The following is a 21,804-nucleotide window of genomic DNA, read 5'->3' on the forward strand; positions in this document are numbered from 1 at the left end:
TTACATAAAAATATAATTAAGTCAAAAGATTTGTAGATACATCCTTGTCGAGTAACTGCTCACTACTAAAATAAGTGGTATATCTAACTGATTGTTATTATAGAACAATAACAATCAGTTAGATATACCATAAATTTTTATAGATTCTTCTCTATTGTGTATACACATAAATTCGTTAGTATCGTATAAACCATAACAGAACAGTTTTAGCATAAAATTATATATTTAAAAAGTGAAATAGTTTCTGTTTTTAGAAACTAAAAACTTTCATATTTTATGCTAAATGGAAGAAATGCTAAAATACTACTCATATTTAAAGAATTTCATAATTACTGCGTCAGTATAGAGAGCTAGATGATTATTTTTGTAAATAATGATTATCCTGATTTATATAAAAATTTTTCTCTTATAACAGCCCATAAAAAACCCGCTTTTGCGGGTTTTTTATGGGCTGTTATTTTATATTGCATTTACATTAACTGCAGATGGTCCTTTCTGGCCATCTTGGATCTCAAACTCAACATTCTGACCTTCAGAAAGAGTCTTAAAACCGTTACCCTGTATTGCAGAGAAGTGCACGAAAACATCTTTACTTCCATCAGTAGGTGTTATAAAACCAAAACCTTTTGCTTCGTTAAACCACTTTACTTGACCTTTTATCTTAGACATCTTGAGTATATTTCCTTTGGATTGTTTAAAGCGTTTTAAGGCGCTACACAGACAAACTAGAGTAGTTACTGATTGAGGCACTAAGATAAGAATTATCAGAGAAGTGATAGTCAACGCCATGGTCTTTACTCAGAACTTCTTTACTAAAAATGCCACACATATACAGAACTTTACCTCATTTTACCTATATATTATCATGAAATCTGCATTCAATGGCTAAAAATTTTATATAACAAAAGCCACATCGTACAAAATATAACGATCATTAAAATATATGAATTAATTCAATAAATGAATGCTCATAGAACTTAGATCTATAAGAAACTTTATTAATACTTACTTGGAGCGTCTCTATTACTTACCCGCGCCATCTTTAAGATAATCCTAAGAAGCATCTTATAGATTTTAAAGCAATAAATTACTATTATTTTTTACTATATATATATCTTTCAATAAAGGCAAGATGAATTTCTTAATTTTATTCAAAAGAAACTAGGTAAAGATTAATCGCTTATGTTAAGTAATATAATTAGTAAAAAGTTTATTCTCATGTTGCATTATCTTGTATGTAATACTTCTTGGCTAAAGAGTTGTCTTATTAAAACAGCTAGATTTAGAAGTTTTACTACTAACCTAAAGCTATTAATTTTTATTAGATATTTTATAATAAATTATATATTTATTATTTTTATTGTATATATTTTATATGCAAACATTCTAATTATCAATAATATTTATATATCCCTTTATTTATTGTAATTACTGAATATTATTTTAAATTTAATGATATTAAGAAGATCTAAAAAGAATAAAAATATCTGAATAGCAGTCAACAGTCTAATTTAGCATAATACTCTAACCTTGTCATGAATATAAATAAGATTTTTACCCTCTTAAGTATTAAAATATAGCGTTTATCTCAAGTATCTAGAATTTAGTATTGTTATATCTATGCATAATTAGGTGTTTCATAATATTTCATCTATTTATAAGAGAAATAAGCATCATCTGTTGTACCATATGCAACAAATTAAATATTATAAATAAATAAATCAAAATTATATAAAATATTCAAATATTATAAACAGAAATTACATATTTAAATTAATATTATTCCCTACAATTATCATAACTTATATAAATAATATTATGAAGATTATTTGCCATTATGATTTTAATTCTTATCTTCATAAGAAGATAATTATATTAAAGAACTAGTATATCCTAAAAAATTACATTATCATTTATTAATAAATATCTTTACCATATTAAATAAGGTTTTTCAGGATAAAATAATAGATAAGATCTATTTTAGATAAATTACTAAATTTATCGATATATTTTACTATTACATCCTAAATAGAAATGACCAGCAAACTGTGTCTAGACTAATAAATCATAATCTATGTATAATAATTATTATGCTATTTATCTTATATGTATACCAGTAATTAAAGTAGGATATTTTCTTGTGAAATTCCATTTTATTAGAATACTTCATAAATATACTACAAATCCTTAAATTTAATATTTTTTAACAAATTTGATAGATTATCGCTTTAACAGGTGTTATTTTTAATTACTAATAGTGTATTTGAGATAATTAATAACATTTTTTATATTTCACCAGAAAAATTGTTATCTACTAATATATTTAAAATAATATTTATTAGCTCTATAAAAATATTTTTATTTACTAAATAGCTTGTATAGATTAAATAATCTATAATATCAAAAAATGATGAAATATTTTGCTTCTAATTATTGAATAATTAAAACATATCCCAGTGATAAATTAATATAGTATATAATATACAGTAATTTATTTTTTACTCAATCAAAATATAATACATATAAGTACTACAGCTTAATCTATCATCTCCACTGAGAAATCTTAAGGTATGTAAGAACCATATTAAATATCTATCATATGCTTCATATAGTTTTAATAAATGTCATAATATCTCGCTATTATATATCATATAAAGAGTAAGGAGATCTTTCTGAAAATTAATTAAAAAATCTTAGACAGATTACATCGCAATACTTTTTAAAAAATATACATATAATGTTATATGTATATGTGTCATTAATTACTTGATTCAATAATTAATGCTTATTTAAAACCTAGTCTACAAGGATAGAAAAGGTGGTGTTAGGCTGATATTAATAGCAACATTTATACACAGTGTTATTTGGATGAAAGCTACATCATAGATGATCCTGTTACTTAGATTACACTGTATGTCTTAGCAGGCCTAAAGAAAAATAATCTAATGTTTATTCATAATATTTTGAACTAACTAATTCATACTCTTGATATAGTTTTCTATTTTTACATACCCTGTATATCTTTAATATTAATTCAATAAATAATTATACATTGTTTAGTTCTTAACTTCGCTCAATATTTAAATATATATTAAATATATTTAACATTCCTAAATATAGTTCTACTATATTTCTCTGTATAGTCTATTGAAATTAAAATACATAATTAAATTATGACTACAAAATAAATGCTCTAAACTAGACAATAATTTCTTTTTATTATTTGATGCTCATATTGACTTCCTTGCAAGACGTAGTAAAACCAGTAATGAGGAAATATGGATCTTTGTAAGACAATCGGGTGGCTTAAATTAAGTAAGATAGAAATTAAATATAAAGACTTATCATAAGTATGATAAATAAGATAAAATATATTATTACAACAAGATATTACATAAATCATTCTCGAGAATAATAGTACCTACTAGACAATACCTGACTTATACAGTGGTAATATAAAGTATATTTAATAATATAAATTGTGATTGACTAAAAGAAATGATAATTAGATGATAATTTTATTTTTGCAATAGCATAAAGATGCAATAAAAATAAATATCAGGATTCAGTAATGTAATGAAAATGAGATTTACTTTTTCTAAATAAAACTACTATATAAAATAGTAATTTTAGAACTAAAATGCTTTTTGCTATTATGAATAAATAATATCTAATAAAACTAGGAATACAAAATTTACAGAGGCCAATCAAGACAAAATTGTAGATGGTACTAGGCATTAGTTATAGATGAATCCATAGCAGGAAAAGTCGTTGTGTCAATCCTCTTAGAATGAGAACAACTTTAAATAACTAAAGGAAAGCAATAATGAAAAATATTTTATTTATAGCATTCGCAGCATTATTTCTAACAGGATGTCAAGTCTTTAAAAAGCAAGATAGTACAGCTATATTAAAAAGTAAGTTAAGCACTCAAAACAAGATGCCTGTAACTTCACTAACGACACCGTCGAAACAGTTGCAATTAAATACACCTCCAACGTCGGATAAGATTCAAAGCTTTCAATGGAAGGATTGCCTAGCACCATTAATTCACAAGATTCTATGCTTACCAGAGATTACAAGAGGTGATGTATTGTTAGTAGATAATATACAGAACCAGACTAACGGTAACTTACAAGTATATGCTGCTACTGCAGAACTACAAAAAGCACTGAAGCAGAGCAATACATTCAATCTTGTCCCTATAACTAAGATAACACTTGCTAAACAATATCTTGGATTATCTGCAGAGGATATTTTAGGTTCACGGCGCAAGGCTATTGATTTAGGACATATATTAAATGCTCAATATGTTCTATACAGTACTGCAGCAGGAGAGGTACATTCACCCCACATTATTATGCAACTGATGTTGGTAAAAACAGGTGAAATCATTTGGCATGGTGAAGGTACAGTATCTCATTAATATTTTTATATAAATGAAATCATTAATTATTTTAATACTTACCCGTGCTATCCGTATTTTAGATCTTCTTCCCGCTAGGGGTATAAAAAGTATAACAGTAAGATGATATAATATATATTATTATAAAGATCACAGCAATATTAAGGACTAATAATAAGTAATAAATTCTATATTTTGTAGATTTTTTATTCAAAAAAAAATGCATAATATTATTTACATTGTGCAGAGCTTGCTCAGCATATGAATTACTTCATCACTTAAGGTGTTCTTGATAATTTTCTATACCTAAAAGTATATTTCTGAGATTTTTATATAAATAGATGATATAATTACTGCATGATCGCATTTCTATTACTAGACCTAATTACTTATATTTAGATATTTCTCTTTAATTAAAGATTTTAAGTTGTTATATAACTTAACTGTTCTTATGGTGCATCAATATTGTATTTTTTGTGAATTATATGATTTATTATAATATTTTCTAAATTATTAGAAGAATTCTTCATCATATATCTTAAATAGGACTATCTAATAAAGATTGTTAATATATCAAGATATTAAATGCTAAATTTCTATGTAATAAGATCATTCTTCTTAAAATATAGATACTAATTAATTAGATTAAACCATATAAAATTATATTTTTATTCAATCAAAATAAATAAATACATTAGTTAAGCATATTAAATATTTTTTTCTAAAACAAATTAATATCAATGAGTATTAGCAAAATTTCTATTCTTCAAAGTCTCTCTTTTGGCTATCTGCTAGATAAAACTAACACTAATTTTAATACAATAGCACAACAATATTATTAACAATAGATTTATATCTATTTGCTAAATATCAAACTTTTTATAAAATATCTTGATATAATTATTTGTAATTACCAGTCCATAAATCAGTGTTGAACAAGAGGTTCATGTATTATAAAATATGATCATAAAAAATTCATTAACATAGCTACCATATTTTATGCAGTTAATTAAGTTCAAATAAAGATCTATTTTATCATAATAAAGTCAAATCAGAATATAAAGTAAAATAACAATTAAACTTACAGTAATTTGTTAAACAAGGTTTTATATATTGCATACAGCAGTGCTGTACTTCTAAACATAATAATATTTCTTGCCTACTTTACCTCTAGCATTTGGAAAGATAGAATACCCCTTCCTAATGTAATAATCATAGATAACCTTTATGATTATCAAGATATTTCATAGATTATTCATAGAGAATTTCTCTTTATTCTTTTACTTTAACTACTGGGATGCGCTGAATGAAAAAGTGTTCACCTCTGTTAATTGCATTTTTATTAGCTTTAGGTATTAATACTACAATCGCCGACGATTGTCCAAAACGGAAAAATGACAATAACATTATATATTTTTATAACTGGAGTGAATACGTACCTCCCGGATTACTAGAGCAGTTCACCAAAGAAACCGGTATTAAGGTGATTTACTCAACTTACGAGTCTAATGAAGCGATGTATGTTAAACTAAAAACATACCAAAGTGGCGCATATGATCTGGTTGTTCCTTCTACTTATTTTGTGGCTAAAATGAGAAAAGAAGGTATGCTACAAAAGATAGATAAGTCTAAGCTCAAGAATTTCCATTATTTAGATACCAATCTATTGTACAAGGATTTTGATCCTAGAAATGACTACTCTATTCCCTATCTATGGGGTGCAACAGTTATTGGTATTAACTCTAATCAAATAGATCCTAATATAGTTACTCATTGGAGTGACCTATGGAATCCTGCATATAAAAGTAGTCTATTGCTTACTGATGATGCGCGTGAAGTTTTTCACATGGCACTGCTAAAACTGGGATATTCTGGTAATACCACTGATCCCAAACAGATTGAAGCTGCCTATCAAGAACTCAGAAAGCTAATGCCTAACGTATTGGTATTCAACTCAGATAACCCTGCTAACCCCTACATGGCAGGAGAAGTGAGTTTGGGCATGATTTGGAATGGATCCGCATTTATTGCTCGTGAATCTGGTGTGCCACTGCAAGTAATTTTACCACAAGAAGGTAGTATTTTCTGGATGGATAGTCTATCTATTCCAGTCAATGCTAAAAACCCAGAAGGTGCATTAAAGCTGATTGATTCTCTGATGCGTCCTGATATTGCACTGCAGATTGCACAAACTATCGGCTATCCAACTCCAAATTTGGCTGCACAGAAAATGCTGCCAAAATATATTATTGAAGATAAATCTTTATATCCGGATACAAAAACAATAATACATGGAGAATGGCAGAATGACGTAGGTAGCGCCGCAAGCGAAATGTATGAGCATTACTTCCAGCAGCTAAAAGCTGAGATTTCATAACTTATATTAACACTTATATAGCATATATAACATAGGTTTTGATAATGACGTCAATACTTGATTCATAAATAGTAATAGAAGACCAATAAAAATCTATTTGTTATTTATAATAATAGTTTGAAAGCTTTTGAAAAAAATAAAATAACTATAATTCACTGTGGTATAAGCAATATTACTATTTTATAGCTCGCCACCTAAACGATCGAGGATTATACTAACAATGACTCATTAGAAGCATAACATAATTAAAATAATATGTGTTAACAACGTTGATTATTTACTTATCTAGCCATTATAGACTTAATCTCTATAAAGCAGATACATCCTATATTTAAGGATAATACATATTAAAATAATACTAGACAATACTCGATAGACAATAACATACGTCATATCAAATACGACCCTACCTATAGTTACAATGCATGTAAGAAATAATCTGTATATCACCTAATGCTCATTACCTAATCAATCAATGTTGTAGAATTAAAAATTTGTTTCAGTGTTACCATCTGAGATAGAGAGACCATACAATTAAAATAAGTATAAAAATAATCGGTGATATTTATGATCTTTAACTTAGTTATATTGACGACAAGCAAAGCTATACAGCAATAGATATATAACTCCACTCTTACAGAGCAGTCTTAAGATGATGATTTCTTTTCAAAAACCAAGCAGGATTAAACATGAAGGTCGTTACAGTAGCCTTACCTGTTCCATTAACTAAAATTTTTGAGTATCTTATACCATCTAGTGTAACAGCGATTATAGGTGCACGGGTCTTGGTGCCTTTCGGGAGAAATAAGATGATTGGTATTATCACTGGTTCTCTTGAAAGTAGCAAACTACCACATAAACATTTAAAATATATCGATCAAATATTAGACAATGTCTCACTCTTCTCTTCTTACACGTGGTATATGCTGCACTGGGCTGCAGATTATTACCATTATCCCCTCGGAAAAGTGCTTCTCCATTCTCTACCAGTTATGCTGCGCCAAGGAAATACTGCACAGAGAAACGAAAGGCGGCAATGGAGAGTCACAGCAGCAGGATCGTCTTTACCTTTAAAATTATTAGAACGCGCACCAAAACAACAACAGGCTCTCGCAATTCTGGTAAATAACCCGCTCTATCGAGATCAACTTATAGAATATAATATAACAGAAACTACACTAAAAAAAATAAAAGCAAAAGGACTAGTAGAATTATGTACTAAATCATCCAAGACCGATAATTGGCAACATAATTATGTAGAAAATAGCAAATGCTTGACACTCAGCAAAGAACAAGCCGTTGCCGTAAAAGAGATAAAGAACCAAGATAAAAAGTTTATTGTCTGGCTGCTTGAAGGAGTGCCCAGTTCAGGAAAAACAGAAGTCTATCTTAATGTAATAGAACATATTTTAAAAGAGGGACGCCAGGCTCTAGTGCTCTTACCAGAAATAAATCTAACTATGGAAAGCATTACCCGCTGTAGAAAACGTTTAAACGCACCTATTGATGCTCTTCACTCTCATTTAAGTATAAATGAAAGACTATCATCATGGCTACGTGCACGTAATGGAGAAAGTGCAGTAGTAATAGGGACACGTTCGGCAATATTCACACCTTTTGCACGTTTGGGCATCATAATTATTGATCAAGAACATGATAGTTCTTATAAGGAAAAAAAAGGGTTGAGATATCACGCCCGTGATTTGGCTATATTGCGAGCGCATAAAGAGGGAATCCCAATATTACTAAGCTCAGCCACTCCGTCCTTAGAAACTATACACAATGTTACATTAGGAAAATATCGACAACTTCGACTAACTAAGAGACGAGTAAGCAGCAAGTCAATTATGAAGCATATCGTAGATTTAAACAGGATACCGCTTAAAGCCGGAATATCAGAAACCCTGTTAACAAGGATGAAGCAGCATATTAACGTAGGTAATCAGGTAATTTTGCTTCTTAATCGCCGCGGTTTTGCTCCCATCCTCATGTGCCACAAATGTGGATGGATTATAGTATGCAAAAAATGCGACCATTACTACACTCTACATCATGAAAAAGATCATCTAGATTGTCATCTATGTAATACAAAAATACTTATTCCACAACAGTGTTCAAAATGCGAAAGCCCAAATATGTTAACTGTAGGACGAGGCACTGAACAGCTTGAAGCAGAGTTAAATCTTCTATTCCCTAAAACAAAAATTATGCGTATTGATCGCGATACCATAAGAAAAAAATCATTAGATAAACAACTAGCTGATATAGACTGCAGAAGTGCTAGTATATTAATAGGCACGCAAATGTTAGCGAAAAGACAGAAAAATATAAATAATAACGTCACGCTAGTCGCTCTACTTGACTTTGATAGCGCAATGTTTTCTATTGATTTTCATGCCTTCGAACGTTTTGCTCAATTATATACACAAGTGACCGCTCAAGTAGAACACCCAGAAAAACATGGGGAAGTGATATTGCAAACACACCATCCTGAACACCCCCTAACATTAACATTGATCAATAAAGGATATGATGCTTTTGCCAGACAGGTACTCGAAAAACGTAAAGATACATCTTTACCTCCGTACACTAATCATATACTTATGCGTGCTAAAGATTACGACAATAAAAATGCAGTAAAGTTTTTACAAAAATCAAGAAATTTATTGGAAAATAGCCCGCTTAGAGATAAATCATTTTGGATATTTGGTCCTATCCCGTCTTTACAACCTAAACGTGGCGGGTGTTTTTGCTGGCAGTTATTAATTGAACATCCCTCACGTGCATACCTACAAAAAATAGTCAAAGGAATCATGCCACTTATCAGAAGCTTACCTATAATAAAAAAAGTAGAATGGACGATAGATGTAGATCCAATAGATTATTAAATACACAACGAAATTTTTAGAAATATTTTTAAAATAGTTTCATTGGATAATGATTTAGAGGCATTATATTCCGATCTATAAGAAGAATTATTTAATAATATACTTCTCATAATAATTATATTACACCATAATATGTCTATTTTTATTAAGGATATACTAAGGCATAATACAGGGTTTTGAAATAAATTGCAGTATAAGTATTATGCCTATATAATCCATAAATTTAAATAGAATTATTTATAAAAATAAATGTATTAAATGCCTATTTTAGTAGATTCCAAGAATGATATAAATTCAACTGAGGTTATCCTATGAAACAAGATATCCATCCAAAATATATTGAAATAACTGCAACATGTTCTTGCGGCAACGTGATCACAACTTATTCTACCGCGAGTCATGACTTAAATTTAGATGTATGCAGCAACTGCCATCCATTCTATACAGGCAAGCAACGAAATATTGCCACTGGTGGTCGTATTGATCGATTTAACAAACGTTTTAGGGTGCCATCCATAAAACGGTAATATTATTAAAAATAATAATTTTCTTGTCTTGGCTTCGCTAATTTCTTAGACATTATATTTCTTGTAATAATCATTGACACCGCTTATGCTAATGTTGTGCAACACATTCTTGTGATAGTCAGATAGTTTAGTGAGATATGTATTATCTTAAATAATTCTATGGATAGTATTTATAAATCTTATTGATATACTAAATATACTAATTGATGTGAACGTGCACTCAAAATACAATCAATAATAAAGATTGTTGAATTTCTCTGTGTATTGCATGACAAGCAATAAAACTTATCTCTCTATCTGATAGAGGGTACTTTGATTTTATATCATGTACTAACAATTTTTTTGCAAAAACTCTTTAATAATACAGAAATATAGAAACTATCAGAGATAAAAAGATCTAATCTTACAGATGTGATTAATTAATGTTTCATAAAAATTAATAATACTTATAAGAAGATCAAGCCACAACTTTTTTGAATTCACCTGGATTATCCATATGTACTAAAACTTAAGAGTACTATTGAACTAATAAACATATACGTATGATATCCATTATTATTCTTGAGTTATAACATATGATAAAATAGTGTAGAGTATTTTGGGATATAAAATTTATAAATAAAGATATTATAGTTATAGCATATACAACCATAACTTTAAGAAAAATAAAAGTATTATAAATCTTTATAGCAGATTGCTGAGGCTAACTAAAAAAGATACACTATAATAAATATTATTATGATAATATATACTTAATTTAGGATAAAGAGCGCAAAAAAATTTTTCTAAATATCTATTTATACCTTGAAAACATATTCACTAGTAATTTTATTAGTTCTTAAAAGCCACTCCTAAGACTACTATCTGTAGTAGTCTATAAAAGTACTATGAGAAAATTTACAAAAATATTATTAGGAATTTACGCAAGAAGTATTGCCGCAGTTTAATTATACGCACTTCATTTATTTCTGGTTTACTATTTGATATACACATATAATACTAGCTAAATTTTTTAAATTGAAAGTCATTTAGACTCCTGAGGTAACCTATTATCAATATAAATAGCAATTGATAATACAAGATGATTCTAAAAAATTAGAAGTGATGTAGCTTGAAATCCTTAAGAGGATTTGCACTCATTTCTTAAAATTTCTACGGGTTTCATAAAGAAATGCCTTATCCTTTAGCCTCATAACTAAATATAATTTTAAACCTCTTCTATGAAACTAATAAGAATCTTAAATAAATAAGAGTCTAATGAACCAGGTCTTAAGTGTTGAATATGTATAACTAAAGTTAATGTTAGCACTATGCTAATGGTGGTTAATAGAAGGTAGTTATAATTAAATAAAATAATTTTATAATATTTTCAATAATTTTATCCCGAGTGAAAAATCAAATGATTAAGAAGATGTTAAATAATGATAATTGTATAAAATAATGTTATATTTAAGAATATAAAATTTATAACACATGAGAGAAAATTTAGTCTAAAAATAGATATTTTTAATAAATAATATTTTATCAAAATTAAGATGCAGACATATGACATACATTTTAGACTACAGTTTCTTAATGATTTCATTACTCGTTTATTCTAAATGATGTGTATTTATCTAGTGATGGTTCATATTTCTTGCTCGATAGATAACTAGTTGAATTGAGTGAATTCAGTATCATAGCATCCTTAATATAAATATATGCTTAATATATTTTAACAGAAGTCAATAATATGCCTGCATAGCAACAAGATGTAAGGTATTACTATGTGAAAAGACGGTGGCACAGCGCGATTACATCAGACGGAAAAAATCATCAAGAGCAAAGCTCTTAATACATACGCAGAAAAATAAGAAGTTATTTCTACGTCCTTATAAAAATATTATAATAATTGTTATGGGGGTTTGTACTGCCTTTGCTATTGGGATTTATTTTTTAACGCAGCATATATCATGCGGTAATCAACTATTGCCTAAGCAGGCTCAGCATATATATGCTGATGCGCTGCCCCCTAAACCAAAAGAGCAATGGAGTTATATTAAAGAGCTTGAGCATCCTGAGTATTTACCTTCTTTACCAATAGAACCAAATAGTAAATCCTTGAATGCAGGTAATCAGACAAGAGATCTTACCCTAGAACAACGACAGCTATTAGAACAATTCCGCTCTGATATGTCTAAACATTAACTCATACATCTTAATTGCCCTACAAAGATCAAAGTAATATCGAGAATTCTATAAGGTATAAATAGCTAGACCACAACCTAGTACAGACGGATTTACAAAATTTATTACGTTCTTTAAAAATCATCAATTTTTATCATAGATCTCTTCGAGAATCAAAGCGTGTTAAATGCATGCTATTTAATCAGGGACAAAATATCATTAATATTATAAACAATAGAAAATAGTGCCATAAATTAACGTATAAAGACTAAAATTTTCCAAAAAGATACTAAAATAAGCACAATAAAAGCCAAGTAATTACTTTAATATATTCTTATACATCATAGATAAAACCTCAGCAGAGGTATCAATTCTAAGCTATGCTTAAATAAAATATAATTTTTATATTTTAAATGATACAAATCTTGCTAATTCAATAACAAAAATACTATTAGATCATCATAATAGATCTCTTGATAAATTTTTTATGTAGCGAATATACTGCTATCAGCTGATGCTGTCTGCTTACTAAGCATAGTAATAACTTTATGAGATACAAAGTAATAGCCGTGATATCCCCATATGAGAAGTGCAGTTTTATTCTTAGCATCTTAATAATAGCAAGTAAAAACGGTTGATATTTTTTATTTTAGCGCATCTTAGGTAAAACACAGGCTTGAAGAACACTAGAAATAAGTTCATAGAAGAAACTTCAATAAATATGATTTAGAAACATTTGCTGCATATAAGGTCATCATCGCAAGCATGATGATTTATTTTGTAGTTAGGTGAAATTGTTCAGGGATAAACATGCAAAACATCAGAATTAAGCATTTATATATCGACCTTATATACTTTGTAGTGGAATAAGTAAAATTATTAGGAAAAACCAGAATACATGTAAATATCACATCGTGATTTATTTAAGAATTAATATATGCAATAATATGTAAAAGACGAAGATACCTGAGAATTATTAATATCTAAAATATCTCACTAAAAACACAAAGCAAGTATTTAGGTCATCTTTAAATCGTGATACACAAATCACTATCATAGATATAATCTTTCCAGCCTTTTCATTAAGTAATGCCATTATAATAATTTTAACTACTTTACACATTTGTGTTATAAGTTTTATTATATTATGCCATATAAAGCTGTACTCAAACAGTAATCCAAAACAAATCTAAGTAAGAAAAAATTACAGAACAGTACATTATTATAGCTGTCTTTATTAATCAAGATAGATGATAAATATAAATCACATCATATGGTGAATTAATCGATAAAATAATTTCATCCAATAATAGTAATATAATAACGATAGTAATAGAATAATAGATGCATTCCTAATGCTAGGGAGCACTCTGTCTAATGGTAATTTGATATTCAAGAATATAGAAAATGATCTTTTAAATATTTAGTTAAAAGACATAAATCAGTAGCTAGAATGTAGATAAAGGTCAAATTATAGAATCTATTTATATCTAGAGTGCTGTAAACTTCTAAATATAGTTATACCGGAAATAAAAGAGGCCCCATATAAAATATAAGAAATACCCGCTAATAGTTATGATAATCCTTAAGCCTCATTTTAGCAGAACCCCATAAATAAGATGTCCATTTGACACAATGGCACACAATATCTGAAGCTAATAGCATTTGAGCTAATAAAGTTCTAATAAATTATGATTCAAGGAAAATTAAGAAAGTATAGTAAATGCACGAAGATATCATTTAGAGTAATTTGATATAAAACATAAAGACTGTGTTTTATATCTCTTAATTTCTTTATAGAAATAGAGGATGACTATAGATATTTTCATTGCACATGTCTGCGCAAATATAGTGGTCGGCGAGAGAGGATTTGAACCTCCGACCCACTGGTCCCAAACCAGTTGCGCTACCAAGCTGCGCTACTCGCCGACAAAATTAATCATATTTAATAACTTAATTATTTTACTTCTAAGAGAAAATTATTAAATTTATATTAGGTGTGATGCGAAGAGAGGGACTTGAACCCTCACGTCTATAAAGACACTAACACCTGAAGCTAGCACGTCTACCTATTCCGCCACCTTCGCAATTCCTCTGATGAATTTGGGGTGGCTAATGGGGCTCGAACCCACGACCATTGGAATCACAATCCAAGGCTCTACCAACTGAGCTATAGCCACCATACAAGATTATAATATTTTATATTATTGCATACTTTTACTAATTATTTTTAATAATATAAGATCAACTAATAAATTAAAACTGGCGCGCTCGACAGGACTTGAACCTGAGACTTCTGTCTCCGGAGGACAGCGCTCTATCCGGCTGAGCTACGAGCGCTTATTTGCTTTTGGGCAATAGATATTACGAATTTAGTGTGATTATGTCTAGTATTTTGTTATATAATATTATTATATTAAAATTTGCAAGCTTTATAGAAGTTTTAAATATTTTTTGCTTTTATTCTCTAATATATTTTCTAGTTGTAAAACTAATAAAACAAACATAATCACTAGATTATGCAAACTAATATGATTTTTTAAAGAGTATTGCAAAATATTATCTCACATTTGGGATATATCTAAATTCTAATCATATAAATATCTTTAATAAGTTCTAGAACTAGAAGATTAGTTCTTGAAAAGACACTGACATAAGTCAAGATATCATGCATAATCTTTCTACGATTAAATCGTATAGCAAACACTTAGTTCTAATTATACTATTAAATATTTTCTCTATATTAAGAGAAATAGATCAACTTTATTTTAATAAAAGACAGGGAATCGATCAACGAGAACAACAGAAAACTATAAATACAAATAGGTAAATATATTAAATATATGTAAAGATCTTCGTCGATAAACAGTAGGTAACTTCTATTATATCAACACGTAATAAAGATATACGGCAAAACCGAAGATGGAAATTTATAAAGATCTAAACTATAACAGTCTGCAAATAAGAAACAATATTTTTGATAAAATCATTTTCTATATAAAATATAACATTAGAGATATTGCTCAAAATAATAGCATTTTTTTAGAAAAATGATCTTTGGTTAATAGCATGCTTTCATCGAGTGAAATAATAGCAATACCGCAATTACTGAATGGTTTTCTATAAAGAAAAATTACAATGATGATGACTTTTCTATAACATAGATCTCAAACAAGTATGACAGAACAACAGTGTGGACTTTTTATACTAAGCACTATCTTCCTGAATCTATGAATACACTAATCAGCAGATTAGATGGGTTATTTGGTGAAAAATACAATCAATTACTATGTACTTGTTTAATAATATTTGATAATCTCAATCAACGTAATCTAAAAATTATATTAATAAAATAAATAGTGAAATCATAGAGATAGTCAAGAGTTCTAACAGACTGTAAATAGCTATTGATCAAATACTATTCTATAGTTAATCTTCTGCAAGAATGTATGTCTTGATATTTTCAATATTAAAAATTTTTATATTTATAAATACTCATATACATAACGTGTACTCGATACTCTAATAGAATACAATTCTACTTTTCTTACCATACATTCATACACCATTAATCAAAGTGATCATCTATTGTTGCACAAATCCTTATTGGTATTCTATACTAATACTAATACTAATACTAATACTAATACTAACACTAACACTAACACTAACACTAACACTAGCATTCACTTCAGAACATATAATACTATATTTATATCTGCTTTACTCACAGGATTGTAATTACTATGCAAGAACAATATCGTCCAGAAGATATTGAATCACAAGTCCAAAATTATTGGCATATAAAGAAAACCTTTGAGGTTACTGAGTCTCAAAAGAAAGAAAAGTACTATTGCCTTTCCATGTTGCCATATCCATCTGGCCGACTCCACATGGGTCACGTACGTAACTACACTATTGGTGATGTCATTTCTCGTTATCAACGCATGTTGGGTAAAAATGTACTTCAACCCATAGGATGGGATGCCTTCGGTCTGCCAGCTGAAGGAGCTGCGATTAATAACAAAACAGCACCTGCAAGATGGACGTACGATAACATCAAATATATGAAAAAACAGCTTAAACGACTGGGATTTAGCTATGACTGGAGTAGAGAAATCACGACATGTGATCCTAATTACTACGTCTGGGAGCAATGGTTTTTCATAAAACTATATGAAAAAGGCATGGTTTATAAAAAAATATCTGATGTTAATTGGTGTCCGCATGACCAGACTGTTTTAGCTAACGAACAAGTAATTAATGGCTGCTGCTGGCGTTGTGATACGAGAGTTCAGTCTAAAGAAATATTGCAATGGTTTGTCAAGATTACATCTTATGCGGAAGAACTGCTACGTAATTTAGATAGGCTAGAAAATTGGCCCGAAAAAGTAAAAGTAATGCAGCGTAACTGGATTGGTCGTTCTGAAGGAATCGAAATTACCTTCGAGATTGCAGATATTAAAAAAAGTGTGATCGTTTATACAACTCGCCCTGATACCTTAATGGGTGTCACCTGTATTGCTATGGCCATAGATCATCCGATAGCACAGGAAGTAATGATCAAGAATAGACAAGTATTTCATTTTATCGAAGAATGCAAAACAACTAGATTTACTGAAGAAGACATCGCAAATATACAAAAGAAAGGATTAAACACTGGTCTATTTGCTATACACCCACTGACCAAAGAAAAACTGCAGTTATGGATTACAAACTTTGTACATATAGAATACGGTACAGGTGCTATAATGGTTGTTCCTGCGCATAATAAAAATGACTGGGCATTTGCAGAGAAATACAATTTGCAGGTCAAGCCAGTTATCCTAAATCTAGATGGTAGTCACCCTGATATACACATATCAGCAATGATCGACAAAGGTAAACTATTCAACTCCGGTAAATTTGATGGATTAGATAATAAAGATGCTGTTAATGCTATTGTTGATCACTTGGTAAACATAGGCGTAGGTGCACGTAAGATCCATTATCGTCTTCGTGACTGGGGAGTGTCCCGGCAGCGCTATTGGGGGGCACCGATACCTATGCTGTCCCTTGAAGATGGTACCCTTATTCCAGTACCAGAAGATCAACTGCCTATTATCCTCCCTGAGGATATTATTATTAATGGAATAAGTAGCCCAATAAAATCTGATCCTAACTGGAAAAAAACTATTATTAACAATAAACCAGCAATACGTGAAACTGATACTTTTGATACCTTTATGGAATCTTCTTGGTATTACGCACGCTACACCTGTCCAGATTATCAGGCGGGTATGATCAATTCAGAAATTGCTAACTACTGGCTGCCGATCGATCAGTATGTGGGCGGCATAGAACATGCTATCATGCATCTTATGTATTTTCGTTTCTTCCATAAACTAATGCGGGATGAAGGTATCGTTAACTCTGATGAGCCAGCAAAACGTCTATTATGCCAGGGTATGGTTCTAGCTGACGCGTTCTATCACGCTGGAGCCAATGGTAAACCTGAATGGATTTCTCCCACTGATATCACTATTGAACGTGATGAGAGAGGACGCATTATCAAGGGAGTAGATAAAAAAGGGCGTCAAGTTGTTTATGCCGGAATGACTAAAATGTCTAAATCAAAAAATAATGGAGTAGATCCTCAGAGTATAATAAAACGTTATGGTGCTGATACTCTTAGACTATTCATGATGTTTGCCTCTCCGGCTGAGATGAAATTGGAATGGCAGGAGTCTGGGCTTGAAGGTGCACATCGCTTTCTTAAGCGTGTCTGGAGGATGGTCTACAAGCACACACAAAAAGGAGGATGCGCCTTTTTAAACGTAATGGGGTTAAACTCAGACCAAAGAGCTCTGCGTTGTGAGCTACACAAAACTATTGCAAAAGTGAGCGATGATATAGATCGTCGTCAAAGCTTTAATACTGCTATCTCCGCTATTATGCTCTTAGTAAACAAATTAGCGCGCGCCCCTCAAGAGACAGAGCAAGATCGCGCACTAATGCAAGAGTCCCTTCAAAACGTCATTCATATGTTATATCCTTTTACACCACATGCTAGCTTTAAAATGTGGTCAGCGCTTGGCTGTAAATGCAATATTGATTTTGCACAATGGCCTGTTGCTGATGAAAATGCAATGATAGAAGTATCTAAGCTTATCGTAATTCAGATCAATGGTAAAGTCCGCGGTAGAATTAATATTCTGGCAGAAGCTACTGAAGAACAGATTAAAAAAATTTTATTACAAGAAAAAAAGTTTTTAAAATATCTAGATAACAAGACCATTCGTAAGATTATTTACATTCCAGGCAGACTTATAAATCTTGTAATAGATTGACCCAGAGAGGCATAGGGTGATAAAATTTATCATGCGATCATTATTTAAAATTTTCTTCCTAGGAATGATCGTATTAAATACTTCCTGCGGCTTTCATCGTTACAGCAATGCTTTAGTACCAAACGAATTACGCCAGATTACGCTCGACACAAAAGATCCTTATGGATCTCTATCTCGCTCTATTCGCAAACAACTGCATCTAGTAGGCATCACTATTATTGATCCCAAGAGAATTGAATATAGCGTAAAAAAAGTATTAAATAGAACAAAAAGCAGTATGGTTAATGAATATAATGGCATTGATATACAATCAAATAACTCTGATAACATTCCTTCATTACGCATTTCTAGTAGTAATGATCCAGAGGCAACAGTGTCAATATTTCGGGATGGTAAGACAGCTGAATCCCAAATTATACTTCAAGTTAGTGCAGAATTATCACTTGGAGCACAAAAACTACATACACTAAATGTTTATGTATATCGTTCATTTTTTAATAATCCGTTAAAAGCTCTTGCAAAAGACGCTGAACAGGAAATAATTTGCCAAGAAATGTGTGATCAGGCAGCAAAACAGCTAGTACATAAGTTACTATTTGTATACGCAGACAAATTTCAAAAGAACAAAAATAAAGTAAATATAAAAACTTCTGCGCCAGAATTACATAGTATTAATAATCAAAATTTAGTAAAGAATAATCATACTGAGATCACGGGTAGCCCTAATAATAAAATAGGTAGCATTAGATAATAACATGACTCATGTTTATCCTGAACAACTTGCTTCGCATCTCCGGCACGAAAAACTAAATACCTGTTATTTGGTAATGGGAAACGAGCCATTATTTTTGCAAGAAAGCGTTGATCTCATTCGTAAGGAAGCACGGCAGCATAATTTTACAGAATATTTTAGCTTCACACTAGATATACATACTAATTGGGAAAGTATTTTTAGTTTTTTCCAAGAAAGGAGCTTGTTTAATAATCGTCAAATTATATCTCTCTTGATACCAGATAATGGGATTAATGCCTCTATAGATAAACAACTACAGAAACTTGCGATGCTCTTAAATACCGATCTTTTACTGATAATCATTAGTAATAAGACAAGCAAGGTCGAGTCAAAAAATCAATGGTATAAAACTATTAGCCAGAGTGCTGTTATCATTAGTTGCCAAACTCCTAAATCGGATCAGTTATCTAGCTGGATTTCCGCCCGAGCTAAAAACATGAAGATAGAATTAGATCAAGCAGCAAACGAATTAATTTGCCAATTATACGAAGGGAATCTACTAGCACTCTCACAGACTTTAGCATATCTTGCAACGTTATATACGGATGGCAAGTTAACACTGCCTCGTGTTGCAGAAGCAGTGAACAATGCAGCGCATTTCTACCCTTTTCAATGGGTAGAGGCTATTCTCTTAGGCAAAAGTAAACGTGCATGGCAGACTCTGCAGCAGCTATCACAAGAAGGTATAGACCCAGTTATCCTAATACGAGCTATCCAACGTGAAATACTATTGCTGATATTACTAAAAAATCAGATAGATTATTCATCACTAAATAATTTGTTTTACCAATATAAGGTATGGCAAAATAGACGAGTAATAATCACACAAGCATTAAAACTACTAAGTCTGCAAAAGCTATATCAGGCCGCTGCTTTACTATCACAAATTGAAGTAATAATAAAGCAGGATTACGACCTATTAATTTGGAGCAAGATAGAATTACTCACACTACTATTATGCGGTAAAGCCTTGCCGGAGAGTATGATAAATGCGGTATCAATCTTCTAATAATATACAGATAATAGCACTGTTCGGAGGCACCTTTGATCCAATCCATTACGGACATCTCCAGACAGTAGCAGCAATAGCAAAAGAGATTGAGTTACATAAAGTTACTTTAATGCCTAGTAATATACCACCTCATCGCCCAAAGCCAGAAGCAAATGCTCAGCAACGATTAAAAATGATTGAGCTAGCCATTGAAGGCGATCTACTGTTTTCTATTGACACAAGAGAACTAAATCGTTTGACTCCTTCTTATACGACCGATACTTTAAAGGAAATACGACTAGAACTGGGCAAAAATACACCTATAGCATTTATCATTGGACAAGATTCCCTTCTAACTTTAGACAAATGGCATCGATGGAAAGAAATTCTAGATTATTGTCATTTATTGGTATGCCCGCGCTCTACATATTCTACAAGTGCTAAAATGCCGGAATTGCGGGAATGGTCGGATACACACTGTATTTTTGATAATAAACTTCTTAGACAACAATCACATGGCTATATATATCTCTCGAATACACCCCTAAGTCCCATATCAGGCACTGATATTCGCCAACGCTGTCGTAAGTGCATGAGCTGCGATAACCTTTTGCCGCATACTGTAAAACAGTATATCGAATTAAATGCACTGTACCGTTAATTCTATTTCTAGGAATTATTTGTGCTATCCCTATTTATACCATTTATGTCAGAAGAAATCAATTTATTAATTCATCTCATGTGGTGATCTATTTAAAATTTGATCGTCAGAATAAACTATCAAAATGTTTATATACTTAAAAATAAGTTAAGCTAGCAGATAAGAATTGATTTGTAAGATCAAACAATCTCTGGAATTTATTTTTGATAAAATTTATTCTGATATCAGATTTTAGCAAATTCTTTGAGTAGACTTTTAAGAAATATTCAAAATCATTTAATAAATACTAATTCGGAATGAGATTAGTTCTGTAAGATAGGTAGATAGTATATCCCTGGCTAATATATTAAAACTATTATCAATGATTTTAATTTCGTAGGAAAATAGTATTTTAAAAAGTACTATTATTGATCTGATTAATACTCTACAAGAATATGGCAAAAAATAAGATTTAACTATTTATATAAAATAAAGTGCATCCTTTGAATGTAATTAAGCAATCTTACTGATATTAACGCTTAATAAAGCTAATAATAAGATGAATCAATATATCTAAATTTTAAAAATAATATTTGCGGTATTTATAAATAAGTCGCTGAACAGCCTTTATTTGGGCTCGTAATACATAATCGTATAATACAAGTGTGAATAAAATTAAATATTACAT

At 30.2% G+C, this 21,804-nt stretch carries 11 protein-coding genes and 4 tRNA genes; 9 read left to right on the top strand and 6 right to left on the bottom strand.

Annotated features, from left to right (window positions below; translation table 11 throughout):
* Positions 1-459 precede the first annotated feature (459 nt).
* Entirely contained in the window at positions 460-669 is a 210-nt protein-coding gene (cspE, locus tag KTT71_RS02130; RefSeq protein ID WP_216782224.1) for a transcription antiterminator/RNA stability regulator CspE, read from the bottom strand.
* Between the two features lie 43 nt (positions 670-712).
* Complete coding sequence (locus KTT71_RS02135; protein ID WP_216782225.1) at positions 713-829, bottom strand: DUF2627 domain-containing protein; 117 nt, start codon at positions 827-829, stop codon at positions 713-715.
* A 2,997-nt stretch (positions 830-3,826) separates the two neighbouring features.
* Here KTT71_RS02135 and lpoB point away from each other — a divergent pair.
* The 5 genes from lpoB to KTT71_RS02160 all read left to right on the top strand — a co-directional run bounded on the left by lpoB (position 3,827) and on the right by KTT71_RS02160 (position 12,384).
* Entirely contained in the window at positions 3,827-4,426 is a 600-nt protein-coding gene (lpoB, locus tag KTT71_RS02140) for a penicillin-binding protein activator LpoB (RefSeq protein ID WP_216782226.1), read from the top strand.
* A 1,285-nt stretch (positions 4,427-5,711) separates the two neighbouring features.
* The gene (gene potD / locus KTT71_RS02145) at positions 5,712-6,782 is read left to right on the top strand and encodes a spermidine/putrescine ABC transporter substrate-binding protein PotD (RefSeq protein ID WP_216782227.1); all 1,071 of its coding nucleotides are present in this window, start codon (positions 5,712-5,714) and stop codon (positions 6,780-6,782) included.
* A 689-nt stretch (positions 6,783-7,471) separates the two neighbouring features.
* A complete protein-coding gene (gene priA, locus KTT71_RS02150; RefSeq protein ID WP_216782228.1) occupies positions 7,472-9,670 on the top strand; it encodes a primosomal protein N' in 2,199 nt (732 codons plus the stop codon).
* Between the two features lie 311 nt (positions 9,671-9,981).
* Positions 9,982-10,197, top strand: a complete 216-nt coding sequence (gene rpmE, locus KTT71_RS02155; RefSeq protein WP_216782229.1) for a 50S ribosomal protein L31 — start codon at positions 9,982-9,984, stop codon at positions 10,195-10,197.
* Between the two features lie 1,779 nt (positions 10,198-11,976).
* On the top strand, positions 11,977-12,384 hold the full coding sequence (locus KTT71_RS02160) for a hypothetical protein (protein WP_216782230.1): 408 nt from the start codon (positions 11,977-11,979) through the stop codon (positions 12,382-12,384).
* Positions 12,385-14,215: 1,831 nt separating this feature from the next.
* Here the strand turns inward: KTT71_RS02160 and KTT71_RS02165 are convergent.
* The 4 genes from KTT71_RS02165 to KTT71_RS02180 all read right to left on the bottom strand — a co-directional run bounded on the left by KTT71_RS02165 (position 14,216) and on the right by KTT71_RS02180 (position 14,703).
* Positions 14,216-14,292 (bottom strand) — tRNA-Pro (locus KTT71_RS02165).
* A 74-nt stretch (positions 14,293-14,366) separates the two neighbouring features.
* Positions 14,367-14,450, bottom strand: a tRNA-Leu gene (locus KTT71_RS02170).
* 17 nt (positions 14,451-14,467) lie between these two features.
* Positions 14,468-14,543 (bottom strand) — tRNA-His (locus KTT71_RS02175).
* Between the two features lie 83 nt (positions 14,544-14,626).
* Positions 14,627-14,703 (bottom strand) — tRNA-Arg (locus KTT71_RS02180).
* Positions 14,704-16,109: 1,406 nt separating this feature from the next.
* Here KTT71_RS02180 and leuS point away from each other — a divergent pair.
* Genes leuS through nadD form a run of 4 tightly spaced genes read left to right on the top strand, consistent with a single transcriptional unit; the run spans position 16,110 to position 21,137 of the window.
* The gene (leuS, locus tag KTT71_RS02185) at positions 16,110-18,692 is read left to right on the top strand and encodes a leucine--tRNA ligase (protein ID WP_216782231.1); all 2,583 of its coding nucleotides are present in this window, start codon (positions 16,110-16,112) and stop codon (positions 18,690-18,692) included.
* A 31-nt stretch (positions 18,693-18,723) separates the two neighbouring features.
* Complete coding sequence (lptE, locus tag KTT71_RS02190; RefSeq protein ID WP_216782232.1) at positions 18,724-19,443, top strand: LPS assembly lipoprotein LptE; 720 nt, start codon at positions 18,724-18,726, stop codon at positions 19,441-19,443.
* Positions 19,444-19,447: 4 nt separating this feature from the next.
* Positions 19,448-20,494, top strand: coding sequence for a DNA polymerase III subunit delta (holA, locus tag KTT71_RS02195; protein WP_216782233.1), 1,047 nt, complete (start codon positions 19,448-19,450; stop codon positions 20,492-20,494).
* Positions 20,475-21,137 (top strand): nicotinate-nucleotide adenylyltransferase, encoded by a 663-nt coding sequence (nadD, locus tag KTT71_RS02200; RefSeq protein ID WP_216782234.1) that lies wholly within the window; start codon positions 20,475-20,477, stop codon positions 21,135-21,137. The genes holA and nadD overlap by 20 nt, the downstream gene beginning before the upstream one ends.
* Positions 21,138-21,804 lie beyond the last annotated feature (667 nt).

The sequence above is a fragment of the Candidatus Profftia tarda genome (assembly GCF_904848675.1).
GTDB lineage: Bacteria > Pseudomonadota > Gammaproteobacteria > Enterobacterales > Enterobacteriaceae > Profftia > Profftia tarda.